Origin of the sequence: Methylobacterium sp. UNC378MF, from assembly GCF_900103195.1 — a bacterium.
GTDB lineage: Bacteria > Pseudomonadota > Alphaproteobacteria > Rhizobiales > Beijerinckiaceae > Methylobacterium.
The window spans coordinates 143,568-158,965 of record NZ_FMWU01000004.1 but is presented as its reverse complement, the minus strand read 5'-3'; the positions used below and the strand labels follow the sequence as shown (position 1 = coordinate 158,965).

The window sequence follows — 15,398 nt, the reverse complement described above, 5'->3', positions numbered from 1 at the left end:
CTCGGCGGTGCTGGGGCGTCAGCCACGCTAAGCAGTTTCCGCACCGGTCCGCCTACCGCTTTTCGGCATGCCGCCATCGCCCAGGCGCCACGACCGCCGGTTGAGTCTGCCAGTATGGAATTGGATGGGCTGGTCCTAGCGGTAATCGGCCGGCGTCAATCCGTGGCGGGCCATCTTGTCGTAGAGGGTCTTGCGCGGCAGGCCGAGCGCTTCCGCGGCGGCGCGTACATCACCGCCGGCCATGATCAATTCGTCGCGGATCAGTTGCCGTTCGAAGCGATCTACCTGCTCGGTGAGGCCGCCGGCCGCCTCCGCGGCGGGCTGCGGCGGCGCGACGAGGCACAGGGCGCAACGCTCGGCGAAATGGCCGAGTTCGCGGACATTGCCCGGCCAGGTGTGGCGGCGCAGATGGTCGCGGATCGCCGGCGTGACGGGCGGCATCGGGCGCCCGAACTTCTCGGCTGCGCGGCGCAGGAAGTGCTGGAAGAGCAGCAGCACGTCGTCGCCCCGATCGCGCAGGGGCGGGATCGTGATCGTGATGACGTTGAGGCGGTGATAGAGATCGTCGCGGAAAGTGCCCTGCGCGGCGGCCTGCCCGAGATCGACCTTCGTGGCGGCCACGACCCGCATGTCGACCGGCCGCACCTCATTTGTGCCCAGGGGTTCCACGGTGCGCTCCTGGAGTACCCGGAGGAGCTTGACCTGCAGCGGCAGCGGCATGCTCTCGATTTCGTCGAGGAAGAGCGTGCCGCCCTGTGCGTGCTCGATGCGGCCGACCCGGCGCTTGAGCGCCCCGGTGAAGGCGCCGGCCTCGTGGCCGAACAGCTCACTCTCGACGACGCTGTCGGGCAAAGCGCCGCAATTCATCGCCACGAGATTCCGCTCCGCGCGCCGGCTCCATCGGTGCAGCGCGCCCGCCACCACCTCCTTGCCGGAACCGGTTTCGCCGAAGACGAGCACGTCGACATCGGCCTTTGCCACCTCGCGCACGAGGGCGCGAAGGCCTGCAATCTCCGGGGAGGCGCCGAGGAAGGCCGGATCCTCCTCGATTGCCGCATCGAGACGAGCCCGCAGCGTCCGATTTTCCATCACGAGCCGCCGCCGCTCCAGGGCCCGACGCACCGAGGTGATGAGCGCTTCGGCGGGATAGGGTTTGGCCAGGAAGTCGTAGGCGCCGCCCTGCATGGCGGCCACCGCCATGCCGATGTCGCCGTGCCCGGTGATGAGAATGACCGGAAGGTCCGGATCGACCCGGTGCAGCCGGGCCAGCAGCCCGACGCCGTCGAGGCCCGGCAGCCGCACATCCGTGATCACGGCGCCGGGGGGCGCGGCCAGGATCGCCGCCAAAGCCGGCTCGGCGGCGGCGAAGGCCTCCACGGCGAAGCCCGCCAACTCCAGACTCTGGCCATTGGCGCGGCGCACGTCGGCCTCGTCGTCGATGAACACGACGCGCTCGGCCGCCGCCCGCGCGTCTGCCGATCCACTCACGGTTCCGCTCCCACGGTCTTGTCCACCTTCGGAGCCGCCTCCGTCGCGCGGATCAGCGCCATCCGAAAGACCGTGTCGGCGCCGTTGCCGTCGGCCAGGATCAGGTTCCCGCCGCAATCCTCCACGATCCCGCGGGCGATGGCGAGGCCGAGGCCGAGGCCGTCCGCCTTGGTGGTGAAGAACGCGTCGAAGACCTGGCCGCGCGTCGCTTCGGGTATGCCGGGTCCGGTATCGGTCACCTCAACCATGACGCGCTCGCTGCCGTCGGCATACCAGCGCAGGCTTACGCGGGCGTCGGCCCGCCCCGCCACCGCGTCGACGGCGTTCTGGAGCAGATTGACCAGAACCTGCTCCAACCGCGGACCGTCCCCGAGTACGCGGAGCTTCGGGTCAGGCTCGTTTACGTCGAGGGGGACGTGCAGGGCGGCCGCACGGGCCGACACGAGTTCCACCGCGTTTGCCACGACATCGCGCAGGACCACCGGCTCCCGCCGCGGCGAGGCGCGCCGAGCGAAGCCCTTGAGCTGCCGGGTGAGGCCGGCGATGCGATCGGTGAGCCGGCCGATGGCAGCGGCATTCTCGGCCGCATCGTCGGTGCGCCCGCGCCCGATGAGGATCGCGGTGTTGTCCGCGTAGGAGCGGATCGCCGCCAGTGGCTGGTTGATCTCGTGTGCCATGCTGGCCGCGAACTGGCCGAGCGCCGCCAGCCGGCCGGCCTGCGCCAGCTCGCGGCCGAGGCGCTCGCGCTCGGCCTCGGCGCGCTGCCGCTCAGCGATCTCGGCGCGGAGCTGCGCATTGGTCTCCCGCAGCGCCCGCGTCCGCGCCTCGACGCTGGATTCCAGCTCGGCCCGACGCGCCGCGGCTTCGGCGAGCCGGGCCTGCGTCCGGCGGCCGCGATCGGCCAGGGCGAAGATCCCGTACCCGGCGAGCGCCGTGACCAGGGCCGCGATGATCCAGGCCTGCAGCCGTTCCCGCTCCACCGTGGTGCCGACCGGCGTCAGCGTCCGCAACTGCCAATCCGTGCCGGGTACGGGCGCCTGTGTCAGGATTGCGGTCCAGGCCGGCAGCGACCCGCGCCCGACGCGCACCATGTCCGGCTCGCCCGCCACCGGATGGAGCGGCAGGCGCTCGAGGCGGGCGGCGCCGAATTCCTGCCCCGCCTCGATCCGGGCGCGTTCGGCCGCGTCGACGGCGCTGAGCGTGTCGAAGCGCCAGCCGGGCTCGCTCGTGACGAGGACGATGCCCCGGGCATCGGTCACGAAGGTCGCCTCGCGTGCGGCACGCCACGCGGCCTCGACGGCGTCGAACTCGACCTTCACCACCACGACCCCGGTCCCCGCCCCGATCCGGCGCGCGAGGTACAGGCCAGGCCGACCACTGACCGTGCCGAGGGCGAACTGGGAGCCGGCCCCACCGGCCAGGGCCTGCTTGAAGTAGGGGCGGAAACCGTAGTCCCGGCCGACGAAGCTGCGGTCCTCGCCCGCGTTGCTCGCCGCGACCGTGAGCCCGTCGGCGCCGATGACGTAGATGACTGCCGAACCGGTGGCGGCCGCGACCTGGGCGAGCCGCCGGTCGACACGATCCAGGAGGTTGCGCCCGGGATCGGGGCCGACCGCGGCGGCGACCTCGGGGTCGGCCGCGAGCGCCAGCGGCAGGGACGCCTGCTTCTGCATCTCCGCGAGCAAGACGCCGACCTGGAGCCCGATCGCCGAGCGGGCGCCGCGTCGCAGATCCGACAAGGCCCAGCGCTCCGCGGCCCGGCCGGCGAGCCACGCCGCCACGAGGATCGCGCAGACGCCGATCACGACGGCGAGGCCCCGGCGCGAGGGCGTGCCACCACCGGAGGTCGCGGGCGCGTTCAACGGCGGACGGCCTGTGCGGGGATCCGGACCGTTCCGGCCAGCGGCGTGCGGAAATCCGCACTCCGGCGTGACGCACAGTCCGACATCATCTGGGAAAAACCTATTTTCCACAAATGGTTAAAGAAATGAGGTGGCCTGTGACCGGGTGGCATGCCGGTTGCCATTCCCGATGCGTAACGCAGCCATGTCACCAGAGAACGGCTGCGTGCCGGAAGGCCAACAGCAAGCGCGGACATCGTCGGGACGCTCCGACGCGAGCCGCCCCATCCGAAGCCCGCGACAGGGAGAACGCCCCATGGCTGCCGTGCCGTCACCACTCACCGCCCCGCATCCGCCCGCCAAACCGAAGCCGTTGTACCGGACGCTGTACTTCCAGGTCCTGGTCGCGGTCGCGATCGGTATCCTGCTCGGACATTTTTATCCGCAGCTCGGCGCCGAGATGAAGCCGCTCGGGGACGCTTTCATCAAGCTCGTCAAGATGATCATCGCCCCGGTGATCTTCCTCACGGTGGTCTCCGGCATTGCCGGGATGACCAATCTCGAGAAGGTCGGCCGGGTCGGCGGCAAGGCGCTGATCTACTTCCTGACATTCTCGACGCTGGCGCTGATCGTCGGCCTCGTGGTCGCCAACGTGCTCCAGCCGGGCAACGGGCTGCACATCGATCCGAAATCCCTCGATCCGAAGGCGATCGCCACCTACGCCGGCAAGGCCAAGGAGCAGAGCATCGTCGACTTCCTGATGAATATCATCCCCACGACGGCGGTCGGCGCCTTCGCGGGCGGCGAGATCCTCCAGGTGCTGTTCTTCTCCGTGCTGTTCGGCTTCGGTCTCGCCTTCCTGGGCGACCGGGGCAAGCCGGTGCTGGACATCATCAAGGTGCTGTCCGAGGCGGTGTTCGGCGTCGTCAACATCATCATGAAGGTCGCACCCGTGGGTGCCTTCGGCGCGATGGCGTTCACGATCGGCAAGTACGGGATCAGCTCGCTTGCCAACCTCGCCTACCTCGTCGGCGCCTTCTACTTGACCTCGACGATCTTCGTGCTGGTCGTTCTCGGTGCGGTGGCGCGCTACAACGGGTTCTCGATCATCCGGCTCATCCGCTACATCAAGGAGGAGCTGCTGCTTGTGCTCGGCACGTCCTCGTCCGAGTCCGCGCTGCCCTCGCTGCTGGAGAAGATGGAGCGGGCCGGTTGCTCGAAGCCGGTCGTCGGCCTCGTGGTGCCCACGGGCTACTCGTTCAACCTGGACGGCACCAACATCTACATGACCATGGCGGCTTTGTTCATCGCTCAGGCGACCGATACGCCGCTGAGCCTCGGCGAGCAGGCGCTGCTGCTGCTGGTGGCGATGCTGTCCTCGAAGGGCGCGGCGGGCGTGACCGGTTCGGGTTTCATCACCCTGGCGGCGACGCTCGCGGTGGTGCCCTCCGTGCCGGTGGTCGGCATGGCGCTGATCCTCGGCGTAGACCGCTTCATGTCCGAGTGCCGGGCGCTGACGAACTTCATCGGTAATGCGGTGGCCTGTATCGTGGTGGCCCGCTGGGAGAATGAGGTCGACGAGGCCAAGCTCGCTGCGGCCCTGTCCGGCCAGGCCATGGCGCCGCTCGCACCCGCGGCAGCTCTCCAGCCGGCCGAGTGAGCCCTGGTCGTCGCGGGCTGCGCGCGCAGCCCGCGACGATTCGGCGAAGCACAGGCCCCATCGCGCCGCGTCGTCAGTTTTTACCGCGGCGCGGCTTTTCCATCGGCGCGGCGAACCACCGGATGGCGTGGCGGGATCGTCCTCGGGCGATGCGCGCCTCCGAGCATCGCCGTCAGGGCTATCGTTCCCGGCCGTTACGCGTGTTCCAGGATCTGCGGCGCGAACGCGGCGACGACGGGCCGGAAGGCACCGACGATCGCGGGATCGAGCCGCCCCACCATGCTCTCCAGGATCGCGTAGGCCGACTCACTGGGCATCGGCGGCTTGTAGGGCCTCTGCTCGATCAAGGCCGCGTGGATATCGCAGACGGTGATGAGCCGCACGAGATCCGGGATCTCGTGCGCCTTGAGGCGATCCGGATAGCCTGACCCATCGAGCATCTCGTGGTGCGACCGGACGACGTGTAGCATCTGCTGCTCGAAGCCCTGATCGACGAGCATGCTGTATCCCTTCTCCGGATGCAGCCGCATGACGGCCATCTCGGTGTCGTCAAGCCGACCCGGCTTGTTCAGAATCGCGGCCGGGATATGAATCTTGCCGACGTCGTGCAGCAGGGCTGCCTTCGTGACGCGATGACGCTCCTGCTCGCCGAGTCCCAGGGCGGCCGCGAAGGCTGCCGCCAGTCCGGCGACCAGCAGGCAGTGCTGATGGGTGGCGTCGTCAAACTGGCGAACCGCACGGACCCAATCGCGGATTCCGGTATCCCGGATGGCGAGGTCGATGGCCTGGGTACCGTTGTCGATCACGCGCGGTGTGATTGGCTGGTCGGGTACGAAGACCGATGCGTAGAATCCGCGCAGTTCCGCGGCCGTCTTTACCGCGCCGGCAGGTACCGGCTCCTCATCGTGGGGCGCGACGAGCGCTGCCGCGCGCGGCGCACCGAGCGCCTCTCGCAGACGATCCACGTCGAATGGGGGGCCGAGCGTGTTCGTCGCATTGAGCGAAATGCCGAGCAGCCGGGTCCTCGGATTGTCGGCATGACGCAGGACAACCAAGGGGGCGCCATGCCGGATCTCGGCCAGAAGGCGGCGCAGGCGTTCGATGGATGCGGTGCCGAGATCGAGAACATCGGCGACGATCCCCGTCGCGAGGCCGGCCGGGACGTCCGCGGCGCGGAGGTCGTGGATTTCGCAGGCCAGCCCGTCGGAGAGCTCCTGCGCCAAACCCAAGCTGCGGGCGGGATCGTCCGTGATCAGAAGTATCCGGCCCATCGGCACGCCTTCCGGGCTGCCCCTTACGGGAACATCGCGTCGACGGTGTCCTGCGAAACCGAGGCCTCTCCGGGCAGGACGGGGCCGTTCAGCAGGGCCGCCTCCCCGCTGCGCCTGTCGGGCCGCGGATTCGGCGCCGTTGGCGCGGCGTCGGACGCCGACCAGACGCGCAGCATCTCGCCGATCCGGTCCTCCACGAGGACGATGGTGCGTACGACCTTCGAGATCCGCTGCCCGGTAAGATCCTGGAAGTTGCAAGCTTCGAAGATGGTTTGCATCTCGGCCCGGATCGCCTCGGCGTCGGCCCGGTTGGTGTTATCGCCCGACCGCCGGACGATTCCGCGCGCGAGCGCGTCGACCGTTTCCGACGCGGTCAGGATCGTGTTGGTGGCGTCTTCCGTGCCCTGCACGACCGCCTGGAGTTCATCGCAGGCGCGACTGGTCTCCTGCTCCTGCCGGAGATCGGCAATCTCCTGACGGGTCCGGGCGATCGCATCCGAAATCGACAGGAGCTGGCTTCGCAGAAGCCCAACACCTTCTTCGATTGCGACAACGTCGGGTAGAGCACGGGCCATGAGCGGGGATCGCCATGCGGTTTAATTTCAGCCGGCAACGATAACGATGATGTCTTAAGCTGCACTTAATGCGGCTTATCTCGGCGGGGAAAGGTGCGTAACCTGCAGTCGACGATTGTAAAATACGTCGTTTAATCGATGCCGCGACTGATGTGCTGGCTGCGGTCACCGACTTGCAGGCCACCGCCTGGCGCGCACGGGGCTGGTTTCCCGGCTCAGACGGCAGCGATCCGGCACGCCGGCCTAACCGACTGCGTCAGTCGGTCGGCTCGCCGTCCTGCCTCAGATCGAAACCGACGTTGCGACCGCGACACTCCGCACAGGAGGGTGTCGGGGGAAATCGTCGATTTTGAGCCGTGATGAGCCGAGAAAAGTAAGCTTTTGATGTTCCTTTGCTCACATGGTCCCAAGGTCGAGCTGAAATGTGAGCACGGCATTCCGAGCGGCGCGTCGCTGGCTCGATCTCCGAACGCAGGTCGCACGGTTCACGCAGGCGCGTGCGGGCGCGACGGCCGTGGAATTCGCATTGGTGGCAGTGCCGTTCTTCGCTCTGGTCGGGGCTTGCCTGGAGAACGGTATCGTCTTCTGGGAACAGGAGATCCTCCAGCAGGCGGTGGCCGATGCCGGTCGGCAGATCTACACGGGCGCCTTCCAGACGGCGAATGCAGGCACCACCGATACCGCGACGCTGATGGCCCGCTTCCGGACGGCGATGTGCACGCAATCGAACGGCACCCCGCGTGTGACGATCTTCAATTGCGCCAACGTTCGGGTCAGCATCACGAAGGCTGATAGCTACACCGCGGCGACCCCGGTCTCGCCGGTGGCGACCAATGCCAGCGGGGCGAGCGATTGGAACGCAAACTTCGCCGGCTATTCCTGCGCGGGGGCCTCAGCCATCGTGGTGGTGCAGGCTGCCGTGGACATCCCGGTCTTTTTCCCCCTGCTCGGTGCGGCGGTGCCCAACCTGCCGAACAAGCGCCGCGTGCTCCAGGCCGCGACGGTGTTCAAGGTCGAGCCGTACCCGGCTCCGTCAGGATGCTCCTGATGCATCGTGTGCTGGAGCGCCTGAGACATTGTCGACAGGATGAGCGTGGCGTCGCCGCCGTCGAGTTCGCCCTGGTCCTGCCTCTGCTGATCGTCCTGTATTTCGGGACAACGGAGCTGACGCGCATCGTCGACACAAGCCGCAAGCTGACGCTGTTCGCCCGCACTTTGGGCGATCTCTCCGGGCGCATGGACAACGCCCTGACCACGCAGGACGGCATGGCGAAGATCGCCGGTGCTGCGACCGCGATCCTGCGCCCGCTGGACGCATCCGGCCTCCAGATCGTGGTCAACGCCATGGGCGTCGAATCGGTGAACGGCACCCTCAACGGTTTCGTCTGTTCCAGCTGGCCTCAGAACGCGACCGGGCGGCCGGCCAAACAGGCCAGCGGAACCAACGGATTGCCCGCGACGCCGGCGGCCTATCAGTTCGACGGCGCCCGCTACATCCTGGCCGAGGTCACGATGACTTACACGCCGATCATCGGAAGCGCGCTCTACCGGTGGATCTTCGGTGGTCAGGGGCTGACCTTCAAGCGGCAGGTCCCGTGGTCGGAACGTACCCCCAACGAGATCGTCATGCCGGGCGGCGCGGCCTGCCCGGTCTACAACTGATGTTCGAGGGATGGCCCGTGTCGGTGTTCCAGAGCCGGTTGACGCGCATTCTTAAGCGGCCCGCGACGGCGTTTCCGCGGGCGCGTTCCGGTCAGGTTGCGGTGATCTTCGCGCTCGTCACGCTACCGGTCATGTTCGCGGCGGCGGCGGCTGTCGATTACGGCCGGCGCAACGCCGCGAAGACCCAGCTCGACACGGCCCTCGACGGCGCCGTGCTGGCGGTGATGTCACAGAAGACCAACACGATCCCGACGACGACGTTGCAGAACATGGAGACGCAGTTCCGCGCGGAGGCCGCGAAGGTCCCGGGCGTCACGGTGACCTCGTTCACGCCGGGAACACCGGTCAACACGGCGTCCAGCCTCAGTCTGACCGCCAGCTACACGGCGACCGTCAAGACGGGACTGGCATCGATGATGCAGATCCCAGCCATGACCATCAACGGGACATCTGCGGCGACCCGGAACATCTCACAGTACATTAATTACTATCTTTTGCTCGACAATTCGCCGTCGATGGGCCTCGCCGCGACCGATGCGGATGTGCGCAATATGAAGCTCGCCACCAATGGGTGTGCCTTCGCGTGCCATCAGCATACTTTCGATAGCAAGGGCAACATCACCGGCGACAATCTATCCGATAATTATCATATTGCTCTCAAGAACAATATCAAGCTTCGCATTCAAGTTCTGCGGGATGCGGTCTCGGCGCTCGTCGACCGGGCGAATGCCAGTATGCTGCTGCCGCAGCAATTTCAGATGGAGATGTGGACGTTCAACGATTCTGTGTCTCAGACGAGGCTCCAGACGATGACGCCAACCCTGAACAACATCAAGAACGCCACGCCAAATATCGATATTGCCTACGCTTACTACAATCAGTCGGATAACCAGACCGATTTCGAACGCGCAATTGCCAAGATGAACACCACCATTCCGGACAGCGGCAACGGTCTCACGCCGGACAAGCCGATCCGCTTCCTGTTCCTCGTCACCGACGGAGTCGAGGACACGGGGGGCAGCGTCACCAATCAAAGCGCCGGCTTCCAATACCAGAGCGACCGTTTCATCGGTCCGCTGAGCCCTTCAACCTGTACGGCTTTGAAGAACAGGAACGTCAAAATCGGTATCATTTACACGCAGTATCTGCCGCTGTACGACAACGATTTCTACAATCGATACGTCAAACCCTACGAATCGAAGATCGGCCCGGCGCTGCAGGCCTGCGCATCGGACAATATGTATTTCCCGGTCGCGTCGGGCGGCGACATCACCGCAGCCATGCTCAAGCTGTTCAGCACCACCCTCGCCTCTGTCCGGCTGAGCAACTGACGCGCTCCACAGGGCCGGCCCCAGAGGCTTCGCGACAGCGAGGGCGCCGGTCCCTCTGGCGGCTGTTCTCGGAGCGCGATGACCGGGCGAAACCCGGTCAGCTCTGCGCCGACGGCGCTGGACCGAGGACGTTGACCCACAGCACGACAGTCCGGCCGCGCGGGTCGGGATTGCTGAAGCGGTGCGGCCGCCGGCTCTCGAAGCGGAAGCTGTCTCCTTCCGCGAGCTGAAGCGTGCGTGCCTCGACCACGAGGGTCAGGCGCCCCTCCAGGACGAGACCGGCTTCCTCGCCATCGTGGCTGAACAACTCGTCGCCGGTGCTCGCCCCGGCCTTCAGCACCATGTGGAACAGGCTCATCCCCTGCGTGCCCCCGGGCGGGGTCAGCAACTGCTTGGTGATGCCGGCGCGCCAGAGCTGAAGTTCAGGCCGGTCCTTCCGGAACACCACGATCGGGTCCGGATCGGGCGCGTCCGGGCCGGGCTCGAAGAGGCCGCCGATCCCGATCTGCAGCATGTCCGCGAGCAGCGCCAGCACCCGGAGCGAGGGCGACGACAGGCCCCGCTCCACCTGACTGATGAAGCCGATCGACAGGCCGGTGCTGGACGCGACCGCTTCGAGCGAGAGCCCCCGCGCCCGTCGCAGGCTGCGCAGGCGCTGACCCACGGCCCGGTCGACCGGTTCCGGACCCGTTGCTGCGCCTTGGGGGATGCTCACCGTCACACCACTCTGCCTCTCGGGTGTCCCTTCATGCACGTGAAAGTCGCTTGCGTCGATATCGAAAACGTGCGGTATTCTTCACGAGAATGAAATCGGGCGCAGGCTTTCGCCGTACGATCCGGGCACCTCATGGGAGCGGCATGATGAGAAGACGGTTGGCCAAGCTGTGTCTGTCGTCGGCGCTGCTTCTCGGATTTCTCGGGAGTACCGTCAGCGCGCAGCCCCTGAAGGTCGGTGCGACGCCAACCGGCCTGCCCTTCACCTTCCTCGACACCAAGACGAATACCATTCAGGGCGTGATGGTCGACCTCGTCAATGCAGTCGGCAAGGAGGCGGGTTTCACGGTCGCGGTGGAGCCGCTGCAATTCTCGACGCTGATCCCGGCGCTCACCGCCTCGAAGATCGACATCATCTCGGCGGCGATGTTCATCACGCCGCAGCGCAAGGAAGTCGTCGCCTTCTCGGCCCCTGTCTACACCTATGGCGAGGGGCTGATCGTCCCGAAGACCGACACGAAGGATTACACATCCTTCGCCGACCTGAAGGGTGAGACCGTGGGCGCCCAGGTCGGCACCGCCTTCGTCGAGCCGCTGAAGAAGTCTGGCCTGTTCGGCGAGGTGAAGATCTACGACACGATCCCCGACATTATCCGGGACGTGAATTCCGGGCGCCTGAAGGCCGGCTTCGCCGACGCCCCTATTCTCGCCTATTACGTCAAACAGGGGCTGTTTCCCGGCGTCCGCCTGGTCGAGACCTTCAAGCCGACCGTCGTCGCCTCTGTTGGCCTGAGCGTCCGCAAGACCGATTCCGAGCTTCTGGCCAAGATCGACAAGGCGCTCGCCAAGCTGAAGTCCGACGGGACGCTTCAGGCGATCCTGACCAAGTGGGGCCTTCCGCCCTCGGCGGACAAGTCCTGAGCTTCGGCCCTCAATTCGATGCGCGAGTTCCTCGCCGACGCCCATGAATACCTGCCGATCTTGCTCCAGGGCGTGCAGCTCACGGTCCTGATCACCCTCGCCTCCCTGGTGGTCTCCACCCTGCTCGGACTGGTCTGGGCGATGATGCGTGTTTCCGGCATCGCGGTGCTGGCCGGCTTCAGCGCGGTGATGATCAACATCCTGCGCGGCATCCCGATCATCGTGCAGCTGTTCTACATCTACTTCGTCATGCCCGATTTCGGCCTGTCGCTCACCGCGGTCCAGGCGGCGATCATCGGGCTCGGCATCGCCTACTCGGCCTACCAGGCCGAAAACTTCCGCGCCGGCATCGAGGCGGTGGATCGCGGGCAGGTCGAGGCGGCACTGTCGATCGGCATGGGCTGGGGGCTGACCATGCGGCGGGTGATCCTGCCGCAGGCGATCCGGATCGCGCTGCCGCCATACGGCAACATCATGATCATGATGCTCAAGGATTCGTCGCAGGCCTCGACCATCACGGTCGCGGAACTCGCGCTCCAGGGCAAACTGATCGCGTCGTCGACCTTCAAGAACACCAGCGTCTACACGATGGTCGCGCTGATGTACCTCGCGCTCAGCCTGCCGCTGATCCTGCTTGTTCGACACCTCGAGGCGAAGGGACGGCATCGATGATCGTCCTGGAGAATGTCCGCAAGCACTACGGTACCCTGGAGGTGATCAAGGGCGTCTCGGCCGAGGTCGCCAAGGGCGAGGTGGTCTGCATCATCGGGCCGTCGGGCTCCGGAAAGTCGACCCTCCTGCGCTGCATCAACGGCTTGGAGGCCTATGACGGCGGGGAGATCCGCGTCGGCGGCCAGCGGGTCGACCGGGACAAGCGCGCCATCAAGGCGATCCGCACCCGGGTGTCCATGGTCTTCCAGCGGTTCAACCTGTTCGCCAACCGGACCGCTCTGGAGAACGTCGTCGAGGGTCCGCTCCACGTGAAGGGCGAGCCCCGTCGGGAGGCGGAGGAGCGGGCGCGCGCGCTGCTCGCGCGGGTGGGGCTCTCGGGCAAGGAGGATGCCCGGCCGAACGAGCTATCCGGCGGCCAGCAGCAGCGCGTGGCGATCGCCCGGGCGCTGGCGATGCGACCGGAGGCGATCCTGTTCGACGAGCCGACCTCGGCCCTCGATCCCGAACTGGTCGGCGACGTCCTGCGGGTCATGCGCGGCCTTGCCGACGAGGGGATGACGATGATCGTCGTGACCCACGAGATCGGCTTCGCCCGCGAGGTCGCCGACCGGGTGTTGTTCCTCGACGGCGGCCGCCTCGTCGAGCAGGGGCCGGCCAGCGAGGTCCTGAACCGCCCGCAGAACCCCCGCACCCAGGACTTCCTGCAGCGCGTGCTGCACCCGCTCTAGGACACGCCGTGGCCGAACCGTTCCCCCTCGCCCCCTCGCTCTGGGCCACCACGGCGGCGCCCGCGCCGGACACGCCGCCGCTTGCGGAATCCGGTGCGGCCGACGTGGTGATCGTGGGCGGCGGCTTCTGCGGCCTGTCCACCGCCCTGCATCTGGCCGAGCGCGGAATCCGGCCGGTCGTTCTGGAGGCGCGGGAAGTCGGTTACGGCGGCTCCGGCCGCAACGGCGGCCAGGTCATCCCGGGCCTGAAATACGATCCCGCCGACATCGTCGCGCGCTTCGGGCGTGAGCGCGGCGCGCGGCTCGCGCGTTTCGCCGGTGAGACTGCCGACGTCGTGTTCGACCTGATCGCGCGGCACGGGATGGATGTCCCGCACCGGCGCGCCGGCTGGATCCAGGGCGCCCATACCGAGGCCGGTCTCGCCGAAGTCGCGCGGCGCGCGGCCCAATGGGCCGATCTCGGCGCGCCGACCCGCGTCCTCGACAAGGCCGAGACCGAAAGGCTTCTCGGGACCGAACGCTATCTTGGCGGCTGGCTCGACGGCCGCGGCGGCGCCATCCAGCCTCTGAGCTACGCCCGCGGGCTCGCCCGGGCGGCCCTGAAGGCCGGAGCGTCGATCCACGGCGCATCGCCGGTCACCGCCCTCGCGCGGACCGGATCTCGATGGACGGTCACGACGGCGCAGGGGGCACAATTGACCACCGATCGGGTCGTGCTGTGCACCAACGGCTACACCGGCGGCCTCTGGCCGGACCTCGCCGAGACGGTGATCGCCGCCAATTCCTTCCAGGTAGCCACGGTACCGCTCTCCGACAACCTGCGGCGCTCGATCCTGCCCGAAGGCCACGTCTCCTCGGACACGAGGAAGCTCCTGCTCTACTTCCGGCTCGACCATACCGGTCGCCTGCTGATGGGTGGCCGCGGACCGTTCCGGGAGCCGCGCAGTCCCGCCGACTGGGCCCATCTCGAACGGATCGTCGGCAAGCTCTTCCCTCAGCTCGACGGGATCGGCTTCGACCATCGCTGGTGCGGCCGCGTCGCGATCACCCGGGACTACCTGCCCCATCTCCACGAGCCGGCGCCCGGACTCCTCATCGATATCGGCTGCCAGGGTCGCGGCGTCGGTCTCCAGTCGGCGATGGGCCGGGCGATGGCCGCCTACATCGCCACCGGCAATGCCGACAGCCTGCCCTTGCCGCTCACGCCGATCGCGCCGCTGCCGCTGCACGCCCTGCACCGGCTGTACGTCTCGGCGATCATCGCCTGGTACCGGCTGAGCGACGGCGGCATACGCTAATTGGGCGAAGGCTGGCACCGCTTGAGGCCGGGCTCCGTCCTCATCGCAACCGCCACAGCGCGCCGATGAGGCCGATGGCGGCGAGCGCCAGCGCGAGCAGCAGCCACCACAGGGCTTCCGGCCCTGCATGGGTCAAGACCACCGCTCCGGCCGGCGGCGCCAGCGCCTGGGCCGCCAGCGCCGGTCGGGCGAGGCGGCCGACGACGAGCGGGTAGCGCAGGGGACCGAACAGAGCGAGCGGTACCGTCCCCCGCGCGATCGAGTAGATCCCGTTGCCGCCCGCATAGAGCACCAGCCAGAGCGCCACCCCCGGTAGTCCCAGCGCCAGTAGCCACAGCCCCAGGGCGATCAGGCCGAAGGCCGCCGTCAGGGTCCAAAGGGGGTGATGTCGCTCCTTCAGGGAGATCTCGGCGACGCGCGCGCCGACCTGTGCCGGACCGATCAGCGCTCCGAAGGAGACGGCGGCGGCGACCGACACGCCCCGGGCCTGAAGCAGGGTGAGCAGGTGAACCGACACCTGGGACATGATCGCGCCGCCGAGAACCAGGACGCCTGCGAACACCAGGAAGGCCCGGCGCTCCCGGGCTGACAGGGGCCCGGAATCCGAGGCGTGCCGCTCGTCGGCCACCAGAAGCGCCGGAGCCGTCGGGATCATCACCAGCACGAGCGGCAGCGTCACCGCGACGTGCAGGGCGGCATAGGTGAGGCAGGCGGCCCGCCAGCCGACATGCGCGACGAGGAATGCCGATAGGGGCCAGCATACGGTGCTGGCGAACCCGCCCCAGAGGGTCAGGGTTGTGATGGCCGGCCGCGCTGTCGCGCCGTAGAGGCGTCCGAGGGTCGCGAAGGCCGGGTCGTACAGGCCGCAGGCCATTCCGGCGCCGAGGATCAGCCAGCCGGCGAGGTAGACCGGTAAGATCGGCGCCAGGGCCAGGACGGTCAGTCCCGCCGCGAGCAGCAGCGCGGCCAGAGCGAGGACCGGCCGCCCGCCGCGTCGGTGGATTGCCGCCCCGACATGCGGCGAGGCGAGAGCTGCGACGAGGAGGCCGACGGCCAGTCCGCCGACCACCCAGGCGAGCGGCCAGCCGGTGCTCTCAGCGATGGGTCCGGCCATCACCGCCGGCAGGTAGAACGACGAGCCCCAGGCGAGGATCTCGACGATGCCGAGGGCCGCGATCACCGGCCAGCGGCGGGCTGTTGGCGTGGCCATGATAGCGGTCCGACCTTCAGCGGCCAT

At 67.7% G+C, this 15,398-nt stretch carries 14 protein-coding genes; 8 read left to right on the top strand and 6 right to left on the bottom strand.

Going from position 1 to position 15,398, the window contains the following annotated elements; translation table 11 throughout:
* Positions 1–135 precede the first annotated feature (135 nt).
* Complete coding sequence (locus tag BLT59_RS05840) at positions 136–1,488, bottom strand: sigma-54-dependent transcriptional regulator (RefSeq protein WP_091777427.1); 1,353 nt, start codon at positions 1,486–1,488, stop codon at positions 136–138.
* Positions 1,485–3,350 carry an ATP-binding protein gene (locus tag BLT59_RS05835; RefSeq protein WP_091777425.1) on the bottom strand — a complete coding sequence of 622 codons (1,866 nt, stop codon included), beginning with the start codon at positions 3,348–3,350 and terminating at the stop codon, positions 1,485–1,487. The genes BLT59_RS05840 and BLT59_RS05835 overlap by 4 nt, the downstream gene beginning before the upstream one ends.
* A 295-nt stretch (positions 3,351–3,645) precedes the next feature.
* Between BLT59_RS05835 and BLT59_RS05830 the strand changes: the two genes are divergently transcribed.
* Entirely contained in the window at positions 3,646–4,989 is a 1,344-nt protein-coding gene (locus tag BLT59_RS05830; RefSeq protein WP_091777423.1) for a dicarboxylate/amino acid:cation symporter, read from the top strand.
* A gap of 194 nt (positions 4,990–5,183) precedes the next feature.
* On the opposite strand, the gene BLT59_RS05825 is transcribed toward BLT59_RS05830, so the two are convergent.
* Positions 5,184–6,260 carry an HD-GYP domain-containing protein gene (locus tag BLT59_RS05825; protein ID WP_091777421.1) on the bottom strand — a complete coding sequence of 359 codons (1,077 nt, stop codon included), beginning with the start codon at positions 6,258–6,260 and terminating at the stop codon, positions 5,184–5,186.
* 23 nt (positions 6,261–6,283) lie between these two features.
* Positions 6,284–6,835 carry a protein phosphatase CheZ gene (locus tag BLT59_RS05820; protein WP_091777419.1) on the bottom strand — a complete coding sequence of 184 codons (552 nt, stop codon included), beginning with the start codon at positions 6,833–6,835 and terminating at the stop codon, positions 6,284–6,286.
* A gap of 424 nt (positions 6,836–7,259) precedes the next feature.
* Between BLT59_RS05820 and BLT59_RS05815 the strand changes: the two genes are divergently transcribed.
* The 3 genes from BLT59_RS05815 to BLT59_RS05805 are packed head-to-tail and all read left to right on the top strand — an operon-like array spanning position 7,260 to position 9,828.
* Positions 7,260–7,883, top strand: coding sequence for a TadE/TadG family type IV pilus assembly protein (locus BLT59_RS05815; protein ID WP_091777417.1), 624 nt, complete (start codon positions 7,260–7,262; stop codon positions 7,881–7,883).
* Positions 7,883–8,497 carry a TadE/TadG family type IV pilus assembly protein gene (locus tag BLT59_RS05810; RefSeq protein WP_091777415.1) on the top strand — a complete coding sequence of 205 codons (615 nt, stop codon included), beginning with the start codon at positions 7,883–7,885 and terminating at the stop codon, positions 8,495–8,497. The genes BLT59_RS05815 and BLT59_RS05810 overlap by 1 nt, the downstream gene beginning before the upstream one ends.
* 17 nt (positions 8,498–8,514) lie before the next feature.
* On the top strand, positions 8,515–9,828 hold the full coding sequence (locus BLT59_RS05805) for a TadE/TadG family type IV pilus assembly protein (RefSeq protein WP_091777413.1): 1,314 nt from the start codon (positions 8,515–8,517) through the stop codon (positions 9,826–9,828).
* Between the two features lie 97 nt (positions 9,829–9,925).
* Here BLT59_RS05805 and BLT59_RS05800 read toward each other — a convergent pair whose 3' ends face one another.
* Positions 9,926–10,549, bottom strand: coding sequence for a cupin domain-containing protein (locus BLT59_RS05800; protein ID WP_091777411.1), 624 nt, complete (start codon positions 10,547–10,549; stop codon positions 9,926–9,928).
* A 140-nt stretch (positions 10,550–10,689) separates the two neighbouring features.
* Between BLT59_RS05800 and BLT59_RS05795 the strand changes: the two genes are divergently transcribed.
* Genes BLT59_RS05795 through BLT59_RS05780 form a run of 4 tightly spaced genes read left to right on the top strand, consistent with a single transcriptional unit; the run spans position 10,690 to position 14,161 of the window.
* Positions 10,690–11,463 (top strand): ABC transporter substrate-binding protein, encoded by a 774-nt coding sequence (locus BLT59_RS05795; protein ID WP_091777637.1) that lies wholly within the window; start codon positions 10,690–10,692, stop codon positions 11,461–11,463.
* An 18-nt stretch (positions 11,464–11,481) separates the two neighbouring features.
* Positions 11,482–12,135: an amino acid ABC transporter permease gene (locus BLT59_RS05790; RefSeq protein WP_091777409.1), complete on the top strand. Its 654-nt coding sequence runs from the start codon at positions 11,482–11,484 to the stop codon at positions 12,133–12,135.
* Positions 12,132–12,863, top strand: a complete 732-nt coding sequence (locus tag BLT59_RS05785) for an amino acid ABC transporter ATP-binding protein (protein WP_091777407.1) — start codon at positions 12,132–12,134, stop codon at positions 12,861–12,863. The genes BLT59_RS05790 and BLT59_RS05785 overlap by 4 nt, the downstream gene beginning before the upstream one ends.
* Positions 12,864–12,871: 8 nt before the next feature.
* The gene (locus tag BLT59_RS05780; protein WP_091777405.1) at positions 12,872–14,161 is read left to right on the top strand and encodes an NAD(P)/FAD-dependent oxidoreductase; all 1,290 of its coding nucleotides are present in this window, start codon (positions 12,872–12,874) and stop codon (positions 14,159–14,161) included.
* Positions 14,162–14,201: 40 nt separating this feature from the next.
* Here the strand turns inward: BLT59_RS05780 and BLT59_RS05775 are convergent, their stop codons facing one another.
* Positions 14,202–15,371 carry an MFS transporter gene (locus tag BLT59_RS05775; protein WP_091777403.1) on the bottom strand — a complete coding sequence of 390 codons (1,170 nt, stop codon included), beginning with the start codon at positions 15,369–15,371 and terminating at the stop codon, positions 14,202–14,204.
* Between the last annotated feature and the right edge of the window lie 27 nt (positions 15,372–15,398).